This is a genomic window from Nonomuraea sp. NPDC049709 (genome assembly GCF_040674815.1).
Taxonomy (GTDB): domain Bacteria; phylum Actinomycetota; class Actinomycetes; order Streptosporangiales; family Streptosporangiaceae; genus Nonomuraea.
In genome coordinates this window covers 67,483-88,856 of record NZ_JBFANM010000037.1, presented here as the reverse complement: position 1 = coordinate 88,856, position 21,374 = coordinate 67,483, and the positions used below count along the sequence as shown (strand labels likewise).

Here is a 21,374-nt window from a genome sequence, read left to right as displayed (position 1 = left end):
AGCCCGTGAGTGAGCGCGCAGGTGTGCGCCGTGGGTGAGGCGGTGCGGCTGGTGCTCGGGCTGGTGGTGCTCGGGTGGGGGGCCGCCGCGCTCGATGCCGGGCTGGGCGGGGCGCGGCGTGGTGCCGGGGGGCCGCTGCGGGGTGCCGGCGGGGCGGGGTGGTGGGAGGTGGTGCGGGGTGCCGCGGGGGTGCCGTTGGGGGAGGTGGCGCGGTTGGTGACGCAGCGGCGGCGGCGCACGCTCGTACCCGATGCCCTGCTCGTCCGTACCGGCATCGTCGCCCTGCTCCTCGCCGCCCTCCTGGCCGCCGTCGTGCTGCCCGTCGGCGAGGCGCCCGTGCTCGACACGAGCGTCGGGATCGTCTGGTTCAACGCCATGGAGGTGTGCGTCTGGGGTGCCCTCTGGCTGGTCGGGTGGGGGGTCAACTCGGTGTACCCGCTGATCGGCGGCTACCGGTTCCTGGTGCAGGGGCTGAGCTACGAGCTGCCGCACATGTTCGCGCTGATCACGGTGGCGCTGGGGGCGGGGTCGTTGCGGATCGCGGATGTGGTGGCGGCTCAGCGGGAGCTCTGGTTCGTGGTGTGGATGCCCGTCGCGTTCGTGGTCTACCTGATCTCGGCGGCGGCGATGGCGTTCTGGGGTCCCCTGGGGCAGCCGCTGGGCCGGGACGTGGCCGGCGGGGTGCCCGCGGAGCTGGCGGGGGCCGACCGGCTGCTGTTCACGATCGGCCGGTACGCGCTGCTGGTCGTCGTGGCCGCCGCCGCGGTGCCGTTGTTCCTGGGCGGCGGCGCGGGGCCGGTGCTGGCCGGCTGGGCGTGGGCGGCGATCAAGACCGTGGCCGTGTTGTGCGTGTTGGTGCTGGTCAAGCACCGGGTCCCGGCCGTACGGATGGATCGGTTCACCGAGTTCGCGTGGGTGGTGCTGATCCCGCTCGCGCTCGTGCAGACGCTGGTCGTCGGAATCGTGGTGCTGCCGTGAGCGTGGCCTTCTGGGTGCTCGCCGTCCTCGCCGTGGCGAGCGGCGTGGCCGTCTTCGTGGTCGACTCGATGGCGCGGGCCACGTTCGCGCTGCTGGCCTCGCTGCTGGCCGTGGGCGGGACGCTGCTGCTGGTCGATCTGCACTACGTGGGCGTGCTGGTGATCCTGATGATGGTCATGGAGATGCTGGTCATGGCGGTCTTCATGATCATGTACATGATGAACCCGGGCGGGTTGACGCCCATGAAGATGGTGCACAACCCCCGGGGCGCCGCGCTGATCGCGGGGGCCGTCTTCGTGCTGCTGGCCGCGGGGGTGTTCCTGGCCCCGTGGCCCGAACGGAAGGGGCGGCCGCCCGCCGACCCCACGCGCGCGCTCGGCCTGTCGATCATGGGGCCGAAGATGCTCGTGATGATGGTCATCGGTGTGGCCATCCTGGCGACGATGATCTCCACCGTAGTGCTGGCGACCCACCGGGGGCGGTACGACCGATGACGCTCGAGGCCTTCCTCCTCCTGGCCGCCGCGCTGTTCTCCGTCGGCCTGTACGGCGCCCTGTCCCAGCAGTCCATCGTCATGCTCATGATGGGCCTCGAACTCATGATCAACGGGCTGATCGTGGCCGGCGGCGCCTTCTGGTACTTCGTCGCGCCCCAGACCGCCGACGGCCAGGTCCTCGTGCTGGTCGCCGTCACGGTCATGGCGCTCGAGATGGCCATGGGCTTCGCGGTCACCACCGCGATCTTCCGCGCGCGCGACGTGGACATGACCGACGACGCCGGAGACCTCAAAGGGTGAGCGCTCTCCTGTGGCTCCTGCCCCTGCTGCCCATCGGCGCGGGTGGAGCCCTCCTGCTCGTACGGCGGGCGGGCCGGGCCGTGGCGATCCCCGTGGCCGCGCTGACGCTGGCGCTGGCCGCGCACGCGGCCGTGACCAGGCCCGCCGTCACCACCCGGCTGCTCTTCCACGAGGGGCTGGCCGTGGACGGGCTGTCGGCCGTCATGGTGATCACGGTGGCGGCGGCGGGGCTGGCCGTGCTGGTGTTCGCGGCGGGGGAGCTGCGGGAGGCCAGGTTCCACGGGCTCATGCTGATCTTCCTGGGCGCGATGCTGGTGACGGTCACGGCCACGGACCTCCTGCTGCTGCTGATGGGGTGGGAGGTCATGGGCGCCATGTCGTACGCGCTCATCGGCTACTGGTGGCACGACCCGGGACGGGTCCGGTCCGGCACCGTCGCCTTCCTCACCACCCGGGCCGGGGATCTGGGCCTCTATTTCGCGGCCGGGGCGGCCATGGCAGGGGGCGGTGCTCTGGTGCTGTCGGGGCTGCCGCAGGCTCCGTGGCGGGATCTGGTGGCGGGCGGGATCGTGCTGGCGGCGCTGGGGAAGTCGGCGCAGCTGCCGTTCTCGTTCTGGCTGTCGCGGGCGATGGCCGGGCCCAGCCCGGTGTCCGCGCTGCTGCATTCGGCGACGATGGTGGCGGCGGGGGCGTACCTGCTGCTGCGGGTGCAGCCGCTGCTCGCCGCCACCGGGTGGGCGGCGGTCGTGGTGACCTGGGCGGGGGCGCTGACGGCGCTGCTGCTCGGGGCCGTCGCGATCGCGCAGCGCGATCTCAAGCAGCTCCTGGCCGCCTCCACGTGTGCGCAGCTCGGGTTCATGGTGGTGGCGGCGGGGCTGCCGGCCGTCGCCGGGGGTGTCGCGCACCTCGTCGCGCACGCCGCCGTCAAGAGCCTGCTCTTCCTCGGGGCCGGGGCCTGGCTGTCGGCGCTCGGGACGGAGGAGTTGCGCGGGCTGGGTGGGGCGGGACGGCGGGATCCGGTGGTGGGGGTGGCGTTCGGGGTGGGGGCGGTGGCGCTGGCGGGGGTGCCGCCGCTGTCGCTGTGGGTGACCAAGGACACGATCCTGGGGGCGGCGCGGGAGCCCGGGCTGTACGCGGTGCTGCTCGTGGCCGGGCTGCTGGCCGCCGCGTACTCGGCCAGGGTGCTGGTCGCGGTCTGGGGGCGGCCCGCCGGCGGTCGCCCGCCAGGCCGGCCGGTGACGGGGTGGGAGCGGGCGCCGATGCCGGTGCTCGCCCTGGCCGCCGCCGGGCTCGGGGTGGTGGGGGTGCCCGCGGTGTTCGAGGCATGGGGGCGGCTGGTCGGCGATCCCGGCGCCGCCGCGCCCACGATCGGCGGCCTCGCGCTGTCCGGCGGCCTGGCGCTCGCCGTCATGGCCGTCGTGATCCTGATTCGGCCCGGTGCGGTCATCGTCCCGGCGCGGCTGGCGGGCGGGGTGCTCGGCGGGTGGCTGGGTCTGGAGCGGGCGGCCGTCGTACTGGTCGCGCGGCCGGTCATGGCGCTGGCCCGGGCGCTCGCCCGGTTCGACGACCGGGTGCTGGACGCGGGCGTGCACGGTGCCGCCCGGGCGGGCAGGGCGGTGGCCGGGGCGGCCGGGGCGTTCGACGACCGGGCGGTCGACGCCGCCGTGGCGGCGGTGCCCCGCGCGGGCCTGGGCGCCGCCCGGATCGTCAGGGCCCCGTTCGAGGCCGGGCTGGACGGCGCCGTACGGGCGGTCGCCGCCACGGCCGGCCGCCTCGGCGCGCTGGCCCGGCGCCCGCAGACCGGCCAGGTACACCTCTACTTCGCCCAGGCGGCCGTCGCGCTGATCGTGCTGGCCGTCGCATTCGCCATCCTGAGGTGAGCGTGCTCTCCATCGTGATCTTCCTGCCCCTGGCGGCCGCCGCGCTGCTGGCCCTGCCCCGGCTCGGCGCGCGGGCGGCCACCTGGATCTGGATCGCCGCCACCGCCGCCGACCTGGCCCTGGTCGTCGCCATGTGGGCCGGGTACGGCGGCGGCACCGCGTACGAGACCAGGCTGCGCTGGATCCCCTCCGTCGGCGCCGGCTACCACGTCGGGGTGGACGGCCTGTCGCTGCCGCTGATCGCGATGACCTCGCTGCTGTTCCTCCTCTGCGCCGTCTACTCGCTCCGCGAGACCCACCGGCCCCGGGCGTACGCGGCGCTGTTCCTGTTCCTGCAGACCGTCTGCCTCGGCGTGTTCGCGGCGCTCGACCTGCTGCTGTTCTTCGTCTTCTTCGACCTGGCGATCGTCGGCATGTACTTCGTGATCGTCGGCTGGGGGCACGGGGACCGGGCGCGGTCGGGGCTGAAGTTCTTCCTGTACACCTTCCTCGGCTCGCTGGCGCTGCTGCTCGGCTTCATCGGCCTCTACCTCGCCGCCGAGCCGCACACGTTCGACATGGCCGACCTGATCGCGAACCCGCCGCCGGCCGGCGCGCCGGTGCTGCTCGCCGTGGGGGTCGGGCTCGCGGTGAAGACGCCGGTCGTGCCCGTGCACACCTGGCTGCCGCCCGCCCACACCGACGCGCCCGCCGCCGGCTCGGCGATCCTGGCCGGGGTGCTGCTCAAGCTGGGCACGTACGGCCTGGCGCGCATCGCCGTGCCCATGCTGCCGGGGCAGTGGCGGGCGTACGCCTGGGTGGTCATCGTGATCGGGGTCCTCAGCGTCCTGTACGGCGCCCTGGTCGCCCTCGCCCAGGAGAACCTGAAACGCTTGATCGCCTACACCTCCGTGAACCACATGGGCTACATCGTCCTGGCCCTCGGCGCGGCCGGGCTGAGCGGCGGCCGGGCGGCGCGGGAGCTGGCGGTGAGCGGGGCCGTCACCCAGATGGTCAGCCACGGTCTCATCACCGGCGCGCTGTTCCTGATCTCCGGCGTCCTGTGGGACCGGGCCGGGAGCTACCAGATCGGTAAATATGGCGGGATCGCCGGCAAGGCGCCCGTCCTGAGCGGGCTGACGGCGATGGCGGCATTCGCCTCGCTGGGCCTTCCCGGCTTTTCCGGATTTATCGCGGAATTTCAGATCTTCACCGGCGTCATCGGGGCGGGCGCCGCGGTCGCGGGCGCGGTCTCCCTCACCGGCATCCTCATCACGGCGGCCCTGCTGCTGCGGATGCTGCACCGGGCCTTCCTCGGCGAGCCGGGCGAGCTGACCGGCCGGGTCGGCGACCTGCGCCCGCACGAGTCGGCCGCGATCGCCCCGCTGCTGGCCCTGTCGCTGGTCATCGGCATCGCGCCGCGCTGGCTGCTCGACCTGATCGAGCCCGCCGCCCAGGCCGTCGTGACGCTGGCCGGCCGATGAGCCCCCTGGCGCTGCTTCCCGAGCTGCTGATCCTGGCGGGCGCGGTGGCCGGGCTGGTCACGGGCCTGTTCGTGGCGCGTGATCGCCAGCGCGTGGTGGCCTGGACCAACGGGGTGGCACTGGCCGGCGCGGCCGCCGCAACCACGATGAACCCCGAGACGATGGCCTTCGACGGGTACGTCGTGGACCGCGTCACGAACGTCACCCGCCTCACCGTCGCCCTCGCCACCATCCTCGTCATCTGCCTGGCCGCCGGCCGGGCCAGGGGGGACACGCGGGAGAGCGAGCTCTACACGCTGGTCGCGCTGGCCGCCCTCGGCACGATCACCATGGCGGGGGCGGGGGACCTGCTCGTGCTCGTGGCGGCGTACCTACTGGCGAGCATTCCCGCGTACGCGCTGGCCGGGTTCGCCAAGGACGCGCCGGGCACCGAGGCGGCGCTCAAGTACTACCTGATGGGCGCCTTCCTCGGCGTGCTCATGCTGGCCGGCGTCACGATCGCGTACGGCTCCTCCGGCGCCACCGCCTACCCCGAGACCCGCGCCCCCGCCGTGGCGGCGGTCCTGCTGCTGGCCGGGCTGCTGTTCAAGGCCGGCGGGGTGCCCGCCCACTTCTGGGTGCCCGACGTGGCGGAGGGGGCGTCGCGGCCGGTGGCGGCGTTCGTGACGACAGTGCCCAAGATCGGGGCGCTGGCGGCGTTGTACCGGCTGGCGTCCGGGGTGTTCGACGAGCCCGCGCTGCTCGCAGTCGTCGCGGCGGCCACGATGACGCTGGGCAACCTGGCCGCCTTCCACCAGGACAACGTGCGCCGCCTGCTGGCGTACTCGACGGTCAGTCAGGCCGGCTACCTGCTGGTCCCGGTGGCCGTGGCCGGGCGTACGGACCTGGCGGAGCCGGCGCTGCTGTTCTACCTGGCCGCGTACGCGATCACGAACCTGGGCGCCTTCGCCGTCGTGGCCACGGCGGGCACGGACACCCTGGCCGACTACGCCGGGCTGGCCAGACGGTCGCCGTGGACGGCCTTCGCCCTGGTCGTGTGCCTACTGGGGCTCGTCGGAACCCCGCCGACGGCCGTCTTCGCCGGCAAGCTGCTGATGTTCGCGGCGGCCTGGGACGGGGGGTACGCCTGGCTGGCGGTCCTGGCCGCCGCCAACACGGTGGCCAGCGTCTTCTACTACCTGCGCTGGATCCGGCCGGTGTTCGCCCAGGAGGGCGGAGCCGGGGAGAGCCGGACGGGCGCCGTCGCACTCATGGCCGCGGCAGGTTCTCTCGTGCTGGGGATCGCGGCGGGTGTCGTCCTGCTCATCGCATGACGGCCTACGGCGTGGGCCGAGGAGCTAACGGCGAGTGGCAGCCGTCACCCGTGACGGGGCAGACGTCCACGGAATATTCGCGGTCGGTGAGAATCCGCTGCAGGGAGACTTCCACGAGCGATCGCTGGAAGTCGGTGCGGATTCGGCGTGCGATGACCACGATGGTCACATCCGCGGCTCGCCCGAGCAGGAGCGCGGCGGCTGCGGACTGCGCGTGCCCGCCCTGGACCCAGGTGTCCTCCAGTACGACGATGTGCCTGCCTGCCACTGCCGCAGGATCAGGCACGATGAAGTGCTCGGGCCGAGCCTCTCGTCGCTGCGCCTCAGGAATGTCGGGAGCGGCTTCGAGCTTCAGCCGGGCCCAGCGATCCGGAAGGACGGCTGCCAGCGTGGCGAGGGGGTGGATGCCGGTACGCCCCCGAAGCGAGGGAACCGTCGTCACACCTGTGACGGGCGTGGCGGCCACGTTGTCGAGACACGGCGCGTGGGTACGGGAGAATCCCAGAAGGAGAAGAAGTAGCCGCTGGTAAGAGGGATTTCGGAGCCGCTGGGCTTCGGGCATCGGATCTTTGTACCGGTACATGTCCCGGTCCGCCTGGGTGCCCACAATGGCATAGCTCAACGGTACGACCCGGCCCGCGACGGGCACTTGTCCTCGGCGGGCATCCACATTGCACCGGTAGCACCGCCTGTATTGCGGGGAGACGGGACCTGTGCAGATGTCGCACGTGACATCCGGTATGCGGAGAGGGTTCGACATGACCGCGCCAAGCCGCTCACGAATCATCTGCCGGAGTGCCGGTGATGTCTCCGACAATGGAGTCAGCCAATCCCGGAAAGGAAACTCTCAAGCTGCTTGGGACGGTCCAGCAGCTCATCGACGATGGCCATCGCCTCGTGGGTGTCCTGAGCCACGTGGACGTCGGGCTTGCCTGCGGTGACCCGTCCCCACTCGGTGTGGTCGAGCACGGAGCGCATCAAAATCACGGGCCGACCGTGTTCCACCGCCTTGCGCGCCTGGATGCGGGTCCCGCTCCGCTCACCGGCCTCGACGATGATCGTCGCCAAACTGTAGCCCGACATCGTGCCGTTGCGCAGCGGGAACGTTGTCTTGTCCGGCGCTCTGTCCGGCCAGAACTGAGAGAACACCGCCCCTTGCTCGGCGACCTCCCGATGAAGATCGCGATTCTCGGGGGGGAAATGCTTGCGGATCCCCGTGCCTATGACGGCCACCGTTCGGCCGCCCGCGCGGAGTGCGGCCTGATGTGCGGCCGTGTCGACGCCCGCGGCCAGGCCCGAGACCACGGTAAGGCCACGCTCCACGAGTCGCGTGGCCAACTCGGCCGTGATGGCCCGGCCTTCTGATGAGACCGCTCTGGAACCGACCACCGCCACCCCGTCGTCCTCAGCGCGGACCGCCCCACGGGCGAAGAGTAGCGGGGGCCGGTCGAACACGTCGCGGAGGCGGTGTGGGTAATGATCATCACCCAGAGTGATCACCTGGATGCCACCCCGTTCGCAGGACGTGATCTCCTCCGTGGCCCTGGCGATAGCCTCTTCAAGGGGGTCCGAGAACAGGTCGACGGGCGCCAGGTGCTCGCGCAGCACCATCACCGGCGATGCATCATCATCGGCGAGTCGCTGGACGAGCTCGCGCTCGCCCTTCTCCGTGGAGGTGCGCCGAAGTAGCGCCACCAACGCGGCGCGCTCCCTGTCGTCCCACCGGCCCACATCACCAGCCTAGTCTCTCGACCGGTCTCACGTCATCCTGGACATCGAACACATGTGCCCATTGTCCGGTTGGGTCATTCAACTGCGGCACGTCCACGAGCGCTGGGACTAGGTGAGGGCAGCAGCCGCTCAGCGCATCCTGACGATCAACCGGCGGATCTTGCGCAGGTCACGCAGCCTGTGCTCGTACGTGGCACCGGTGAACAGCAGGAACGCGCCCGCCAGGGCGATCGGCAGCCAGCGCGGGCCCTCGCCCATCAGCTCGGCGAGGGTCGGCGCGAACTCGTGCGCCGCCGTCACCACCAGCACCCCTCCGCCGAGGATCAGCGGTGCCTGCAGTCGGGTCCACGCGCCGGCCAGGGTCGCGGCGAACGCGGCCACGCCCAGCAGCAGCGGTCTGGCCAGGGCCGGGTCGTTCCAGGCGGCGTAGGCGCTGGGCAGGAACGTCAGCGCCAGCGCCGGGCCGTACCCGCTCCAGGAGGAGATCCCCGGGTCGCGGCGCCTGGCCGTCCACGCCGCGACCAGCCCGGCCATCGAGAGGGACACGGTGTACGCCTCGGGGGCGGTGACGCCGACATCGGCCAGCCGCAGCCAGAGGGCGAGCTGCAGCAGCCCCAGCCCGATCCAGGCGGCGCGACGCCGGTCCCGGCGCAGGGCGGCGACGGCCAGGGCGAGCCCGCCGGTGCAGGCGAGCGCCAGGCTCAGCAGGCTCGGGTCCCGCACCGCCATGGCGATCGCGGCCCCGGCCAGCCCCCACCCGGCCACCTCGACCCCCATCGCCACCCGAACCGGTCGGCGTTCGTCCGCCTCGGCGTCCATCACCGCTCGAACCGGCCGCCGCTCGTCCGTCTCGGTCCGCGACCTTCCTGGGGTCGGCTGGTGCGCGGTCGCCTCAGTCTCTGCAGGCAGGGGGACGGGTCGTGGTGCGGTGGTTTCGGTTTGCACTGTCCCGAGGGTGGGCTGCTGCTCGCCGACTTCGGCTTGCGCCGCCGGGTTGGGGGGCCGGACCGGGGTCTCGGTTGCCGGCGCCATCCGGGTTCCTCGGCGTCCGGCGGCGGGGCCCACGGGGAGGGCGGTGACGGGGAGGGCGATGGCAGGGAGGGTGGACAGGCGGGTGGCGGCGAGGGCGGTCAGGGCGGCGGTGGCGAGTACGGCGAACGCCGCCTGCTCCACCCGCAGCCCCGCCGACAGCGCCGCGGCCGCCGCCAGCCCGCCCGCCGCGATCGCGGACGTCGCAGCCGCACCCGTACGCGCGGTCTCGCTGCGTGCCGCCACCCCGGCCACCGCCCCCAGCACCGCCACCCCGCCCAGCACCGCGAGCGTGTACGCCTCCACGTCCAGCGACCACACCACCAGATGCCCGCCGAACACCGGCGCCAGCACCCCCGCCACCCCCGGCCGGATTCCCGAGACCGCCTGCACGGTCAGCGCCACCAGCACCGCCCCGTAGAAGGTCAGCACCCACGGGTACGCCAGATCCCCCGCGACCGGCACCAGCACCAGGCACCCCGGTACGACGACGGTGGCCACGGCCCGACCGGCGAGCGCGCCACGCAGCCCGCGCGCCACGAGCACGCCGGTCACCGCCACGAAGGCGCCCACCCCCAGCGCGGTCACCACCGCCGACAGCTCGAACCCGGGATCCACCACGAACGCCTCCCCCCGGGCCTCGAACGACCGGGCAAGGATCGGCCACCCCCCGAAGCGTTCGCTCCAGGGCCGGCCGATCCCCGCATACGGCAGCCCCAGCGCCATCCCCCACACAGCCAGATGCGGCAGCAGAGCCACCCCCGCCACCAGGCCCGCCAGCACGTACGCGCTCACCCGGGTCCCCGCCCGCAACCGCCCCGCCGCCCCGGCCAGCGCGAGCGCGCCCACCGCCAGCACCAGCGTCAGCCGTGCCACGTCCTGCGACAGGACCATGGCCACCGGCCACAACGCCAGCGCCGCCGCGCCAAGCGGCCCCGCGACCGCCCCCGGCAGGTTCGGCAGCGCGGCGGCCCGCGACAGCAGCACCGTCACCAGCAGCAGGACCAGCGCCGCGTTCGACTCGCCGAGCCCGCCGCCCAGCGCCGCCGCCACGCTCTCCGCCCCCACCGCCAGCCCGGCCACCGTCGAGGCCACGCTCGTCACCGGCGAGCCCTTGCCCCGGAACGCGCACACCAGCCCCGTCACCACGATCGCCGCCAGCACCGCGAGCGTCGCCGTCCGGTCGGCCAGCGACCAGGACACCGCCAGCGTCGCCGTCCACAGGCTCGCGCCGCCGACGGCCGACCGGCTCATCGCCGACCAGAGCGCCAGCCCCGCCGTGAGGGCGACGAGGAAGGCCAGCGCCGCCCAGTACGGCAGGTCGGCGACCACCGGCAACGTCGTGGCCGCCAGCGGGAACGCGACCCTCGCCACCCCCATCGCGGCCGGCCTGCCCCAGCGGGCCCAGGCGGCGAACGTACCGGCGGCACCGGCCAGCACCAGGACGGGCAGCAACATCGGCTGCTCGTGCCACGGACCCGAGGGGCTGAGCGCCTCCCGCGCGCCTTCCGCCGCACCCGCCCAGGCGTGGGTCAGCCAGCCGTACGGGCCGACGAGCGCGGGCACGACGGCACTGCTCAGCGGCAGCGGCGCGAGCGCGGCCAGCACGCACGCCTCGACCGCCGCCACCGTACGCCAGGGGCCCCTGGGCCGCCGCCACGCCGAGGCCGCCGCCAGCACCGCCGCGATCGCCGTCAGGAGCGCCAGCGACTCCACCGGGAGCGAGTGCCCGGCCAGCGCGAACACCCCGACCGCCACGGCCGCCGCCTCCGCCGCCGTCTGCCCGCCGGGGCGCACCAGCCTGGTCAGCCGGTCCAGGGAGCCGAGGGCGAGGGTGCGGCTCGTCCGCCGAGCCCGTACGACAGCTGTGGTCAGCCTGCGCGACGGCCTGGTCACGACGAGCGTGGCGGCCCGCACGCCGAGCAGCGCCAGCGCCGCGGCCGGCCCGTTCCCGAACAGCGCCCAGACGAGCATCGCGGCGGCGAGCGTCGCTCCAGCCCCGCCCACGGCCTGCACGGCACGCGGCCGGCCGGCGACGGCGCAGGCCAGGAACACGACCAGCAGCCCGCCCGCCACCGCGGCCGAACCCTCCCGATCAGCCAGCGCCCAGCACGCCACCAGCACGGCCAGGTACCCGCCCAGCCACAGCGGCGCCACATACCCGCCGCCCAGGTGCCTGTGGCCGGAGGCGGCGTCCGTGCCCGGCCCCTTGCCGGGGGTGGCGTCCGTATCCGGCCCCTTGCCGGAGGTCGCGTCCGGGCCCGGCTCCTTCGGCGGCGTGCTGCGGGCGGCCGTCCAGAGCAGCGCGCCCGCCAGCGCCACGGCCACGGCCAGCGCCGCCTCGTATGGCATCCCCGCCGCCACCGGTGCCGTGAGCACGGCCAGCGAGGCCGAGACCAGCAAGAGGGTACGCCGGAGCCCGGCCGTCCACAGCTCGCCGCCCCGAGACGGCACGAGCGCCAGCCCCGCCACCACGGCCGCCAACACGACGGGCGTGGCCTCGGCCTCGTCCCAGACGAGCCCCGGCCCCAGCAGGTCGGACGCGCGGCCGGTGACATCCCGCCAGATGGACGTGAGCCAGCCCAGCGGGCCGATCGCGACCGCGCCCACCGCGTACGCCTTCCACGCGGCGGTCACCGCCAGCACGAATGCGCCGCCCGTACGGACGCCGTCCCGCAGGCGTACCGGAAGCCTGAGGGCGGCGACCAGGACCAGCAGGCCCGCGCCCGCGACGACGGCGGGCCGCCACGAAGGCGGCACCATCGAGGCGGGCACGGCGCAGCAGGCGCCCGCCGCGGCGAGGGCGGCGCAGGCGGCGATCAGCCCGCGCGCCTCCCCGGCCCGCGTCGCCGACGCCCACAGGAGTGCCACCGCCGCGGCGACCCCCAGCACGAGCGCCATCCCGGGCCGGGGAAGGTGAACGTTCGTCACCGTCACGTACGCGGCCAGCCCCGTGCCTGCGATCCAGGCGAGCGAGCCCGCCACGGCGGTGGTCACGTACTCGGCGGCGGCCCGTGCCCGCCGGGCCGCCCGCCACAGGGCCAGGTCGAAGGCGGCCGTGGCCACCAGGGCCCCGGCGACCCAGGCCAGAGCGGGCGCCGGGCCCTGCTGGACGGCCAGCGCGGCCAGCGGCAGCGGCGCCTGGGCCAGGGCGATCGCGACCGGCGTGGGCAGGCGCAGGGGAGCCCGCCACGCGTACAGGGCCCACACCACGCTCAGTGCGGCGGTGCCCAGAGAGTAACCCCACAAGGGGTCCAGCCCTGGCCCGCCGGAGGGACGGCCGTCGTCGAAGATCTGCGTGATGGCGACGCCGTCCAGCGGGATCAGCACCAGCCCGATGAGCGCCACCGTCTCGGCGGTCGCGACCAGGCGGCGGCGTACCAGCAGCCAGGGGGCGGCCAGCACCGCCAGCGTGAACACGCTCAGGATGAGCGCCCGCAACGCCGGCACCTGCCAGCTCACCAGCGTGAACACCACCGCGGCGATCGACAGCAGCACCCCGCCGAGCAGGAGCAGCAGGTTCTGCACCGCCCGATGCGACAGATCCCGCCGCGGCCCCCGCACCCCCTCGGCCGCCGGGGCGGGGTCGCGGGTCGTCGCGGACTCGGCCGCCGGTCCGGCTTCGGCGGCGTGCGCGGGCGCCTGGGCCGGCTCGGCGGGTGCCGCCCCGGCGGTGGAATCGGCGGCGGAATCGGCGGCGGAATCGGCGGTGGAATGGCCGGTGGAAGCGGCGGTGGAGGTGCTCGCGCGCATGCCTGCGAGCGCCTGCTCGCGGCGCTTCAGCAACTCGGTACGGCGCCGCTCGAGCTTGGCGAGCGCGGCCGCGGCGGCCAGATAGTCGGAGGCGGCGCGGCCTCGGAGGTGCAGCCGGCATTCGGGGCAGGTGTCCACCGGGCCGGGCAGGGCGGTGCTACAGGAGGGACAGGTCGGCCAGTCCATGCGGGCACCTCGCGAAGATCGGCGTTGCCCAAGACCTTGCCGTATGAATCACACTTTGTCTGGAAATCGAAACAGCCGCAGCCACGTTGTGACCCCGCCTTCGTACGCCGGGAGCGCAGGCCGGGTCGTGCGGGTCAGGCCGGCGGTGCGCAGGCCGGGTGGTGCCGGTCGGGCCCGTGGTGCGTGGGCCGGGTGAGGGTCGGGTCGGCGGTGCGTGGGCCGGGCAGAATGGCGGGTCGGCGCGGCGGGGTGGGGTCAGAGGTCGCGTTCCTGCTGGTCGAGGATGGCGACGCAGACCGCGATCGCCTTCGCCGCGTCCCTCTCCTCGATCGCCCCCAGCAACTCCTCGTGCGACGTGTCCGGATCCAGCGCCGCCTGCTCCTGATCCCGGACGCTGTCGCGCAGGGCGTCGCTCATGCTGCGGTAGAGGTCCGCGAGCAGCGGGTTGTGCGCCGCGTCGGCCACCTGGAGGTGGAAGTCCACGTCCGCGTCCGCGAAACCGTCGAGGTCGCCGGCCCGGCCGGCCGCGTTGCGGCGGGCCAGGGTCTCGCGCATCGCGGCCACGTCCTCCTCCGTGCGCCGGCCCGCCGCCAGCCGGGCGGCGACGAGGTCGAGGCCGCGGCGTACGTCGATGATGTCCATGGCGGCGGCCGTGTCGAGCCGCCGGCGCAGGGCGACCTTGGACTCGTCGGTCGCGGTCACGTACGTGCCGTCACCCTGCCGGGTGTGCAGCAGGCCCGCGTGGGCCAGGACCCGCACCGCCTCCCGTACGGACAGCCTGCTCATGCCCAGGCTCTCCGCGAGCCGGCTCTCGGACGGGATCTTGGTGCCGACCGGCCACACCCCTTCGGCGATCTCCCGGCGGAGCTCGGCGATGGCGGCGTCCACGAGCGAGGTCCGGGCGACGTTACGCATGAACTCTCTCCTCATCGGCTGAAGAATCTCCACCCTAGATCCTGCCGGGCGATGGGTCCGGATGGTGGGACGGCCACGGCGCGGTCAGGCGAGCTCCGCGGCGAGGCGTTCGAGCGTGTCGCGGCCCTCCAGCGGCTCCAGCCACGCGGCGGGCAGGGCGGCGGCGCCGTGGAGGGCGCCCAGGAGGTTGCCGCACACTGAGCCGGTCGAGTCGCTGTCGCCCGAGTGGTTGACCGACAGCAGCAGCGCCTTGTCCACGGCGGGCTCGACGAGGGCGCAGTAGACGCCGATCGCCAGGGCCTCCTCGGCCACCCAGGCGCCGCCGAGCGATTCGACCGCCTCGGGCGAGTGCTCCCCGGTCGCCGCCAGCAGCAGGGCGGCGCGGAGCGCGGTGATGGTCTCGTCGTGGCCCGGATAGGTGGACAGGAGGTCCATGGCCTGGCGGACGGCGGGCTCCAGGGACTCTCCCGCCATCAGGCGCGCGATGATCGCGGCGAAGGCGCCGGCGGCCAGGTAGCCGGTCGGGTGGCCGTGGGTGATCTGGGCACAGGCCGCGGCCAGCTCGAACGCCTCTCGGGCGTCGATCCGGCCTGGACCGGACGGCTCCCCGGTGGTGCCCCGCCCCGGATCGGACGGCTCCCCGGTGGTGGCCCGGCCCGGGTCGGACGGCCCTCCGGCGCTGCCCCGCTCCGGACGGGACGGCCCTGCGGCCCGGTCCAGGCCGAACGGGGCCGAGCGCATCACCGTGCCGCAGCCCTTCGAGTCGGGGTTCACCGGCCCCGGCTCGCCCCAGGCCGCCGGGCCAGGGAACGGCCGGTGCAGGCCCGACAGGCAGGCGCTGCCCGGTGCGCGCCGGGAGTAGAGCCAGGCCTCCTCCCGCAGCCGGCCCGTCTGGTGGGGGAGGGCCGCCGGCGGGGGATCGGGATTCCGCTGGGTGTCGAGCCAGCGCAGGTACGCCTGCCGCACCGCACCGATGACCTCCGCCGGTTCCCGCACCGCACCGACCACCTCCGCCGGTTCCCGCGCGGCGCCGAGACCTTCGCCACCCGCTCCGCTAGCTTGGGCGGTGGCGGCGCGGGCGGCCAGGAGGCCCTCGACCGTGAAGAGCGTCATCTGGGTGTCGTCCGTGATCAGGCCGGTCTTACCGCGCCAGGTCGTGACATATCCCGAGATGCCGTCAGCACCATGATCCCTGCGGATCTCACGCAACGACTGGAACTCGATCGGCGCCCCGAGCGCGTCACCGATCGCTCCGCCCAGGAGGCAGCCCCGGACCCGATCCCGAACATCCATACCTGGGATCTTGCCACCTCCCGGGCTGTCTGAGAGATTGCGCTTTATTTGGTCAATTGTCCCGGAGGACATGCGTGTCACAATTACGCCCAGCCCTCTTCGCAGTCGCCTTCACCCTCGCGATCGCGACCCCGGCCCAGGCCGCTGCCGGTCCTGCCATCACCGTCGAGAACGGCCGCACACAGCCGGTCTTCTCCTACGCGGACGCCGTCCGTGAGCACGTGTACGTCGAGTCGACCGTCGACAGCGACCTCGACGGCAACCTCGACAAGGTCAGGGTGGACATCATCCGGCCCAAGGAGTCCGGACCGGGGCTCAAGGTCCCGGTGATCATCGACGAGAGCCCGTACTACGACAACTCGGGTCGCGGCAACGAGGCCGAGCGCAAGGTCTACGACGCCGCCGGAAATGTCACGAAATTTCCGCTCTTCTACGACAACTACTTCGTCCCCCGCGGCTACGCCGTCCTCAACGTCGACATGCTCGGCACCACCAGGTCGGACGGCTGCCCGGACATCGGCGGCAAGGCCGACGTGCTGGGCGGCAAGGCCGTCATCGACTGGCTGAACGGCCGCGCCAAGGCGGTACGCGCGGACGGCACCCCGGCCGTGGCCGACTGGACGACCGGCAAGGCCGCCATGATCGGCAAGTCGTACGACGGCACCCTGGCCAACGCCGTGGCCGCCACCGGGGTCGAGGGCCTCAAGACCATCGTCCCCATCTCGGCGATCAGCTCCTGGTACAAGTACCAGCGCTCGAACGGCGTCGTCTACAACTACGACTACGCCTCCTGGCTGGCCAACTACGTCGACACCGACCCCGAGGCCAAGTGCCAGCAGGTACGCGACCAGATGGACGCCCAGGACGGCGACGACACGGGCAACTACAACCCGTTCTGGGCCGAGCGTGACTACATCAAGGGCCTGCTCGGCGACGCCTCCAGGGTCAAGGCCAGCGTCTTCGTCATCCACACGGTCAACGACCTCAACGTCAAGCCCGACAACTTCTCCGCCTGGTGGAAGGCCCTGGCCGACCGGAACGTGCCGCGCAAGATCTGGGTCGGCCAGACCCAGCACGTGGACCCGTTCGACTTCGAGGGCCGCAGGGGCCTGTGGGTGGACACGCTGCACCGCTGGTTCGACTACTGGCTGCACGGCGTGCGCAACGGGATCGTGAACGAGCCCCGCGCCGACGTCGAGATCGCCCCGGCGCAGTGGATCACCCAGCGAGACTGGCCGGCCCCGTTCGCGCTCAAGGCGTCGCTGCGACCGTCGGCCGACGGCTCGCTCGGCCTGCGTCCCGCCGCCAGGAACAGCACCGCCTCCTTCACCGACGTCGCCATGAGCGAGAACGACATGGTGGCCGACGTGGGCACGGCGAACCCGGGCCGGGTGGCGTTCACCACCGGCGCCCTCCCGCTGAACCTGCGCCTGTCCGGCACGCCCACCGCCGACCTGCGGGTCAAGCTGGACAAGCCCACCTCCAACCTCACCGCGCTCCTGGTGGACTTCGGCGAGGACACCCGCGTCGACTGGCGCCGCAACCAGGGCATCACCACGCTCACCGAGGAGGACTGCCACGGCGAGAGCACGGCGGACGACGACGCCTGCTACCGCAAGGTCGTCACGAACGTGGCCACCCGCCCGCTGGAGATCGTCGCCCGCGGCTGGATCGACGTGCAGAACCGCGACTCGCTCAGCCAGTCCGCGCCGCTGCCCGTGGGCACGTACGGCAAGGTCAAGTGGCTGACGCTGCCGCAGGACTACACGTTCAAGAAGGGCCACCGGATCGGTCTCGTCGTCGCCGGCACCGACTCGACCTACACGGACGAGGCCGGCACCGGCGCGAACGTCACCATCGACCTGGCCAAGAGCAGCGTGACCGTGCCGTTCGTGCTGGGTACGCCGCTGGCCGACGTGCCGCAGGACAAGGCCAAGTTCCGCGGTCCCGACCGGATCGAGCTGCCGGCGCCCGAGCCCGAGTTCCAGTTCTTCTGATCCCCCGGCCGGTAGGGGCCCCGGGCCCCTACCGGCACCCGCTCCAGTGGCCGCCGTCGCCGTCGTCCCGCGGGGGCGTGGTCCAGGCCACGTTCAGCGTCAGGGTGCCGCCGGCGGCGGCGGTGCCACCGGTGCGCCGCCCGTCGCCGGTGGTCCGGCCGGTCCACCGGACGGTGATCTTCCCCCGCTCCACGCCCGGCCGGGGATCGCAGGCGTCGCGCTCTCTGATCCGGAAGCGGGTCCCGGACACGGCGACGCCCTCGGTGCCGGTGGCAGAGGTGATCTCGCACCGGCCGGTGCACGACAGCGCGAACGACCCCGTACGCTCCGCGCCCAGCCACAACGACGACGGCGACAGCCGGGCCACCGGTGGCGCGGGCCTGGGCAGCGCGGTCTTCCTGGGCATGGCCTTGAGCGCGGACCCGGCGGTGCCGCCGGTGGTGCCGGTGGTGCCGCCGGTGGGGCTCTCGGTGGTGACCTCGGCCACCCAGCGCGACGGCTCCTCCAGCAGCGCGCTCGTCTGCGCGGCGGCCTTGGTGAGCGTGACCGGGTGCTCTCGGGCGTTCATGACGGCCCAGATCAGGCCGGCCGCCAGCAGGCCCACGCCGACGATCAGCCCGAGCCTGGCCACGGCCCTGATCGGCGTGCCGGGCTCGGGATCGTCGTCGTCGGGCTGGTTCCGCCAGTACTCCTGCCACTGCGCGCCGTCCCCGCCGGCCGGCTGCTGCAGGTTCGACAGGGTGATACCGCCGTAGCGGATGACGGCGCCGTTGCTGTGCACGCCGTTGCTCTCGCCCGTGGTGGCGGCGGTGAAGACCAGCTTGTCCCCGTACGCGCCGCCGCGGAAGGGCCGCGTCCGGCTCGGCGGCGTGAACGGGTGCCGCCCGCGCACGGCGGGTGCGGCCGGGTGCTCCTGGTCGGCGGCAGCCGCGCCCGCCGCCGACCAGGGCTTTCCCGAGGTCGCCGTCGTGGGGCCGGCGACCGGGGCGGGCGGCGTGGCGTCAGCGACCGGCGGAGGCGGCGACGAGGAGCCGCTCTCCACCAGTGTGCGTGCCTGCACAGGAAAGCCGTCAGCCCGCCAGAGTGGCCCCTCGCCGGGCAACGGCTGCGCTGACGCCAGCCGGTTGGGCAGTGTGCCGGGCAGTGCCGCGATCGGCAGGCGGCGCAGCAGCGCCCCCGCCGTCATGGTCCTGGGCGCGGCCCGGCAGCTCGCGCAGGACTGGATGTGGCGGCCGATCCTGGCCCTGGCCCGTCGGCCGGGGGCCGCGACCCATTCCGCCATCCGCGCGGTCAGGTCGGTGCAGCCGTCGGGGGAGCGGGCGGCGATGATCGCGGCGAACCACTCCTCCAGGCCGGCGGCGGCCCGGGAGACGATGGCCCGGACCTCGTCCTCGGGCAGCTCGAAGAGCACGCTGAGCTCGGGATCCGCCAGGCCGTGCCGGACGGACAGGTCGAGCAGCTCCCGCTGCGGGCGCTCCAGGGACAGCAGCGCCTCGGGCAGCAGCTCCGACATGCGGCCGGGGCGCGACCACGAGCCGATGCTGGCGGGCTTGGCCACGACCGCCCGGTGGGCCCGGGCCACCGCGTACAACCAGGGCCGCCGCAGGGCGGGATCCACCACGCGGTCCGCGTACAGGTGCGCCGTCATCGCGGCGCCGGCCACCGCCTGCTCGGCGTCGCCGGCGGCGAGCTCGGTGCGGCAGTAGTCGTAGAGGCGGGCTCCGTGCTTGTCGCACAGGTCACGAATGGCCTGGCGCGCGTCGTCGGACAGGGTTCGCCACATCCGGTGTCACCTCCTCCATTCGGTACGCGGACGCGTCTATGTCGGTCAGGCCCTCCCCGCGGAGTCGGACACGGCGGACTTGGGCAGGGTGTCGAGCAGGGACGCCTGCGCGAGGTAGGCACGGGTGGCGTCGGGGTCGCCGGCGATGGCCCGCAGGCCCGCCATGGCCGCCGCGAGCCGGGCGCTGTCGCGCTCGCGCACGCCGGCCAGCCGCGTCTCGCGGCGCGGGATGACCCGCTGCAGCACCACCGAGCGCCGCCGCCAGGCCCACGCCTCCAGCGCGGTGGGCGGTGCGAAGCCGCCGATCACGGCCGCGATCACCTGGCCGGCCTCGGCCGCGTCGTGGATGCCGGCGTTCATGTTGAGCCCGCCGACTGTGGACGTCAGGTGCGCCGCGTCGCCCACGAACAGCACCCGCCCGCACCGGTACGAGGTCAGCACCCCCCGCGACAGCCCGAACCGGTCGGCGCCCGTCACGTGGATCGGCCCGCCCGCGCCCGGCAGGGCCCGGCGGACCAGCAGGGACAGGTTCGACGGGGACAGCGGCTCGTGCGCGTCACAGGGGATCTTGAAGATGATCCGCCAGTGGTCGGGCAGGCCGAGCAGGGTGCACGACTGCTGCACGTCCCGTACGTACGTCAGCGGCGCCAGGCTCGGCAGCAGCCGGTCGAGCGGCGAGTCGGTGAACACCCGCAGCGCCTGGGTCGGATAGCCGGACCGGGGGAACGGCAGCCCCAGCGAGCCGCGTACGGTGCTGTGCGCGCCGTCGGCGGCGATCATGTACCGGGCCCGCGTCCAGGTGTGGCCGACGCGGACCCGGATTCCCGTGCCACCCTCCACCACGCCGTCCACGTGGGTGCCGAACCGCACGTCCACGTCCGGGTAGACGTCCAGGGCGGCGAGCAGCAGCCGGGTCAGCGAAGCCTGGTCGGCGTGGATCCGGAACGGGTGCTTGGTCAGGCCGTCCAGCCGGTTCATGCCCATCTCGGCCAGCACGATCCCGGACCGGTCGCGCCACTGCACCCGGTCCACCACGCGGCCCCCGGCCACCAGCCGGGAGGCCACGCCGAGGTCGTCCAGCAGGTCCAGCGTGGCCGGGTGGAAAGTGCACGCCCGCGGTTGCCGGGGCAGCTCGCTCTCCCGCTCCAGCACGGTGACCGGGATCCCGGCCCTGGCCAGCGAGAGCGCGGCGGTCAGGCCGGCCGGCCCGGCTCCCACCACGATGACGCCGTTCATGCCGTGCGCCTCCCGTGAGCCGCCATGTGACGGCGGTAGGGCACGCGGCTGAGCGTCACGTGCCGGCCGACGGCTCTGGACAGGGCCCACCAGGCCGTGCAGAGGTTCGAGGTGAGCAACATCCGGTCGTTGCCGCTGGCCAGCGGCCCGAGCACGGGCAGGGTCGGCAGCCCGGTGCCGGTGAACAGCAGCACGGCGTCCCCGGGCAGCTCCGCCAGCTCGACCTGGCTGATCAGCTCGGGCGGGGTGACCGCGTAGGAGGAGTAGCCGTCCTGGGCGCGTACCTGGACCACCTGGGTGACGTTCAGCCCGGCCGTCTTCCAGAACCGCTCGGCCAGCTCCGTGACCCAGGGCTGGTACGGCGACACCAGCACGATGTCGCTCACCCTGACGTGCTCCATCGCCTCGCGCGTGGCCAGCGTCGCCGTGGCGAAGGGCACCCCGGTCGCCGCCGTGAGCTCGGCGCACTGCTCGCGGTCCTCGTCGGGACCGAGCAGGTAGCGGGGCTCGCTGCAGGCCAGGACCATCGCGTCCAGCCGCAGGCCGTCGAACGCGCCCGCCATGGCGGGCAGGGCCTCGTTGTAGCTCTCCAGCCGGTCGGCCAGGGACGCCCCCGGCATCACGGGGAGGCGGGCGACGTGCATGTCGGCCCGCGAGCCGAGCAGGCGGGTCAGCTCGGGTTCCGCCGACGGGTTCGCGGGTGCCACGATCACGCCGACCCTGCCGCGGCTCACTGGGTGCCCCGGACGGTGCGCATGGGTTTCCTCCTGTGCGGGAAGGCGGAAAAGGTCAGAGGGCGCGGTGCCGCGGCGTCCGATGGGTCAGGGCCTGGTCGATCTCGGTGATGGCCTCGACGGACACCTGGCGGATGCGGCGCAGCCGGTGCACCGTGCGCGCCGATCCCGCCGCCGGCGGGGTGCCGTCCCGGTCCTCGTCCTGGGGCGGCTGCGGCGCGCCGGGCCGTACGCCCCGCGCGTGGACTTCGTGTGGTTGGGACCTGCGCAGCTCGTCGGTGAGCATG

The 21,374-nt window shown here is 73.7% G+C and carries 16 protein-coding genes; 7 read left to right on the top strand and 9 right to left on the bottom strand.

Features of this window, described 5'->3' with window-relative positions:
• The first annotated feature begins 9 nt into the window (after window positions 1-9).
• Genes AB0J69_RS33105 through AB0J69_RS33080 form a run of 6 tightly spaced genes read left to right on the top strand, consistent with a single transcriptional unit; the run spans window position 10 to window position 6,430 of the window.
• On the top strand, window positions 10-978 hold the full coding sequence (locus AB0J69_RS33105; RefSeq protein WP_364125345.1) for an NADH-quinone oxidoreductase subunit H: 969 nt from the start codon (window positions 10-12) through the stop codon (window positions 976-978).
• Window positions 975-1,472 carry an NADH-quinone oxidoreductase subunit J gene (locus AB0J69_RS33100; protein WP_364125342.1) on the top strand — a complete coding sequence of 166 codons (498 nt, stop codon included), beginning with the start codon at window positions 975-977 and terminating at the stop codon, window positions 1,470-1,472. The genes AB0J69_RS33105 and AB0J69_RS33100 overlap by 4 nt, the downstream gene beginning before the upstream one ends.
• Window positions 1,469-1,774 (top strand): NADH-quinone oxidoreductase subunit NuoK, encoded by a 306-nt coding sequence (nuoK, locus tag AB0J69_RS33095; RefSeq protein WP_364125339.1) that lies wholly within the window; start codon window positions 1,469-1,471, stop codon window positions 1,772-1,774. The genes AB0J69_RS33100 and nuoK overlap by 4 nt, the downstream gene beginning before the upstream one ends.
• Window positions 1,771-3,654 (top strand): proton-conducting transporter membrane subunit, encoded by a 1,884-nt coding sequence (locus tag AB0J69_RS33090; protein WP_364125336.1) that lies wholly within the window; start codon window positions 1,771-1,773, stop codon window positions 3,652-3,654. Before nuoK ends, AB0J69_RS33090 begins: the two co-directional genes overlap by 4 nt.
• Window positions 3,651-5,117 carry an NADH-quinone oxidoreductase subunit M gene (locus tag AB0J69_RS33085; RefSeq protein WP_364125333.1) on the top strand — a complete coding sequence of 489 codons (1,467 nt, stop codon included), beginning with the start codon at window positions 3,651-3,653 and terminating at the stop codon, window positions 5,115-5,117. Before AB0J69_RS33090 ends, AB0J69_RS33085 begins: the two co-directional genes overlap by 4 nt.
• A complete protein-coding gene (locus AB0J69_RS33080) occupies window positions 5,114-6,430 on the top strand; it encodes an NADH-quinone oxidoreductase subunit N (RefSeq protein WP_364125330.1) in 1,317 nt (438 codons plus the stop codon). Before AB0J69_RS33085 ends, AB0J69_RS33080 begins: the two co-directional genes overlap by 4 nt.
• 4 nt (window positions 6,431-6,434) lie before the next feature.
• Here the strand turns inward: AB0J69_RS33080 and AB0J69_RS33075 are convergent, their stop codons facing one another.
• The 5 genes from AB0J69_RS33075 to AB0J69_RS33055 form a co-directional block, all read right to left on the bottom strand.
• Window positions 6,435-7,079: a hypothetical protein gene (locus AB0J69_RS33075; RefSeq protein WP_364125327.1), complete on the bottom strand. Its 645-nt coding sequence runs from the start codon at window positions 7,077-7,079 to the stop codon at window positions 6,435-6,437.
• Between the two features lie 173 nt (window positions 7,080-7,252).
• Window positions 7,253-8,161 (bottom strand): DNA-processing protein DprA, encoded by a 909-nt coding sequence (locus AB0J69_RS33070; protein WP_364125325.1) that lies wholly within the window; start codon window positions 8,159-8,161, stop codon window positions 7,253-7,255.
• Between the two features lie 129 nt (window positions 8,162-8,290).
• The gene (locus tag AB0J69_RS33065) at window positions 8,291-13,129 is read right to left on the bottom strand and encodes a hypothetical protein (protein WP_364125322.1); all 4,839 of its coding nucleotides are present in this window, start codon (window positions 13,127-13,129) and stop codon (window positions 8,291-8,293) included.
• Between the two features lie 255 nt (window positions 13,130-13,384).
• Window positions 13,385-14,044, bottom strand: a complete 660-nt coding sequence (locus AB0J69_RS33060) for a FadR/GntR family transcriptional regulator (protein ID WP_364125319.1) — start codon at window positions 14,042-14,044, stop codon at window positions 13,385-13,387.
• A gap of 84 nt (window positions 14,045-14,128) precedes the next feature.
• Window positions 14,129-15,337, bottom strand: a complete 1,209-nt coding sequence (locus AB0J69_RS33055; protein WP_364125316.1) for an ADP-ribosylglycohydrolase family protein — start codon at window positions 15,335-15,337, stop codon at window positions 14,129-14,131.
• 74 nt (window positions 15,338-15,411) lie between these two features.
• On the opposite strand from AB0J69_RS33055, the gene AB0J69_RS33050 reads away from it, so the two are divergent.
• Window positions 15,412-17,334 carry a Xaa-Pro dipeptidyl-peptidase gene (locus tag AB0J69_RS33050; protein WP_364125314.1) on the top strand — a complete coding sequence of 641 codons (1,923 nt, stop codon included), beginning with the start codon at window positions 15,412-15,414 and terminating at the stop codon, window positions 17,332-17,334.
• A 28-nt stretch (window positions 17,335-17,362) separates the two neighbouring features.
• On the opposite strand, the gene AB0J69_RS33045 is transcribed toward AB0J69_RS33050, so the two are convergent.
• From AB0J69_RS33045 to AB0J69_RS33030, 4 genes are read right to left on the bottom strand one after another with little or no spacing between them, the layout of a single operon-like run.
• Entirely contained in the window at window positions 17,363-19,117 is a 1,755-nt protein-coding gene (locus AB0J69_RS33045; RefSeq protein ID WP_364125311.1) for a hypothetical protein, read from the bottom strand.
• Window positions 19,118-19,162: 45 nt separating this feature from the next.
• Entirely contained in the window at window positions 19,163-20,353 is a 1,191-nt protein-coding gene (locus AB0J69_RS33040) for an FAD-dependent oxidoreductase (protein WP_364125309.1), read from the bottom strand.
• The gene (locus AB0J69_RS33035; RefSeq protein ID WP_364125306.1) at window positions 20,350-21,087 is read right to left on the bottom strand and encodes a hypothetical protein; all 738 of its coding nucleotides are present in this window, start codon (window positions 21,085-21,087) and stop codon (window positions 20,350-20,352) included. The genes AB0J69_RS33040 and AB0J69_RS33035 overlap by 4 nt, the downstream gene beginning before the upstream one ends.
• A gap of 55 nt (window positions 21,088-21,142) precedes the next feature.
• Window positions 21,143-21,373, bottom strand: coding sequence for a hypothetical protein (locus AB0J69_RS33030; protein ID WP_364125303.1), 231 nt, complete (start codon window positions 21,371-21,373; stop codon window positions 21,143-21,145).
• Between the last annotated feature and the right edge of the window lies 1 nt (window position 21,374).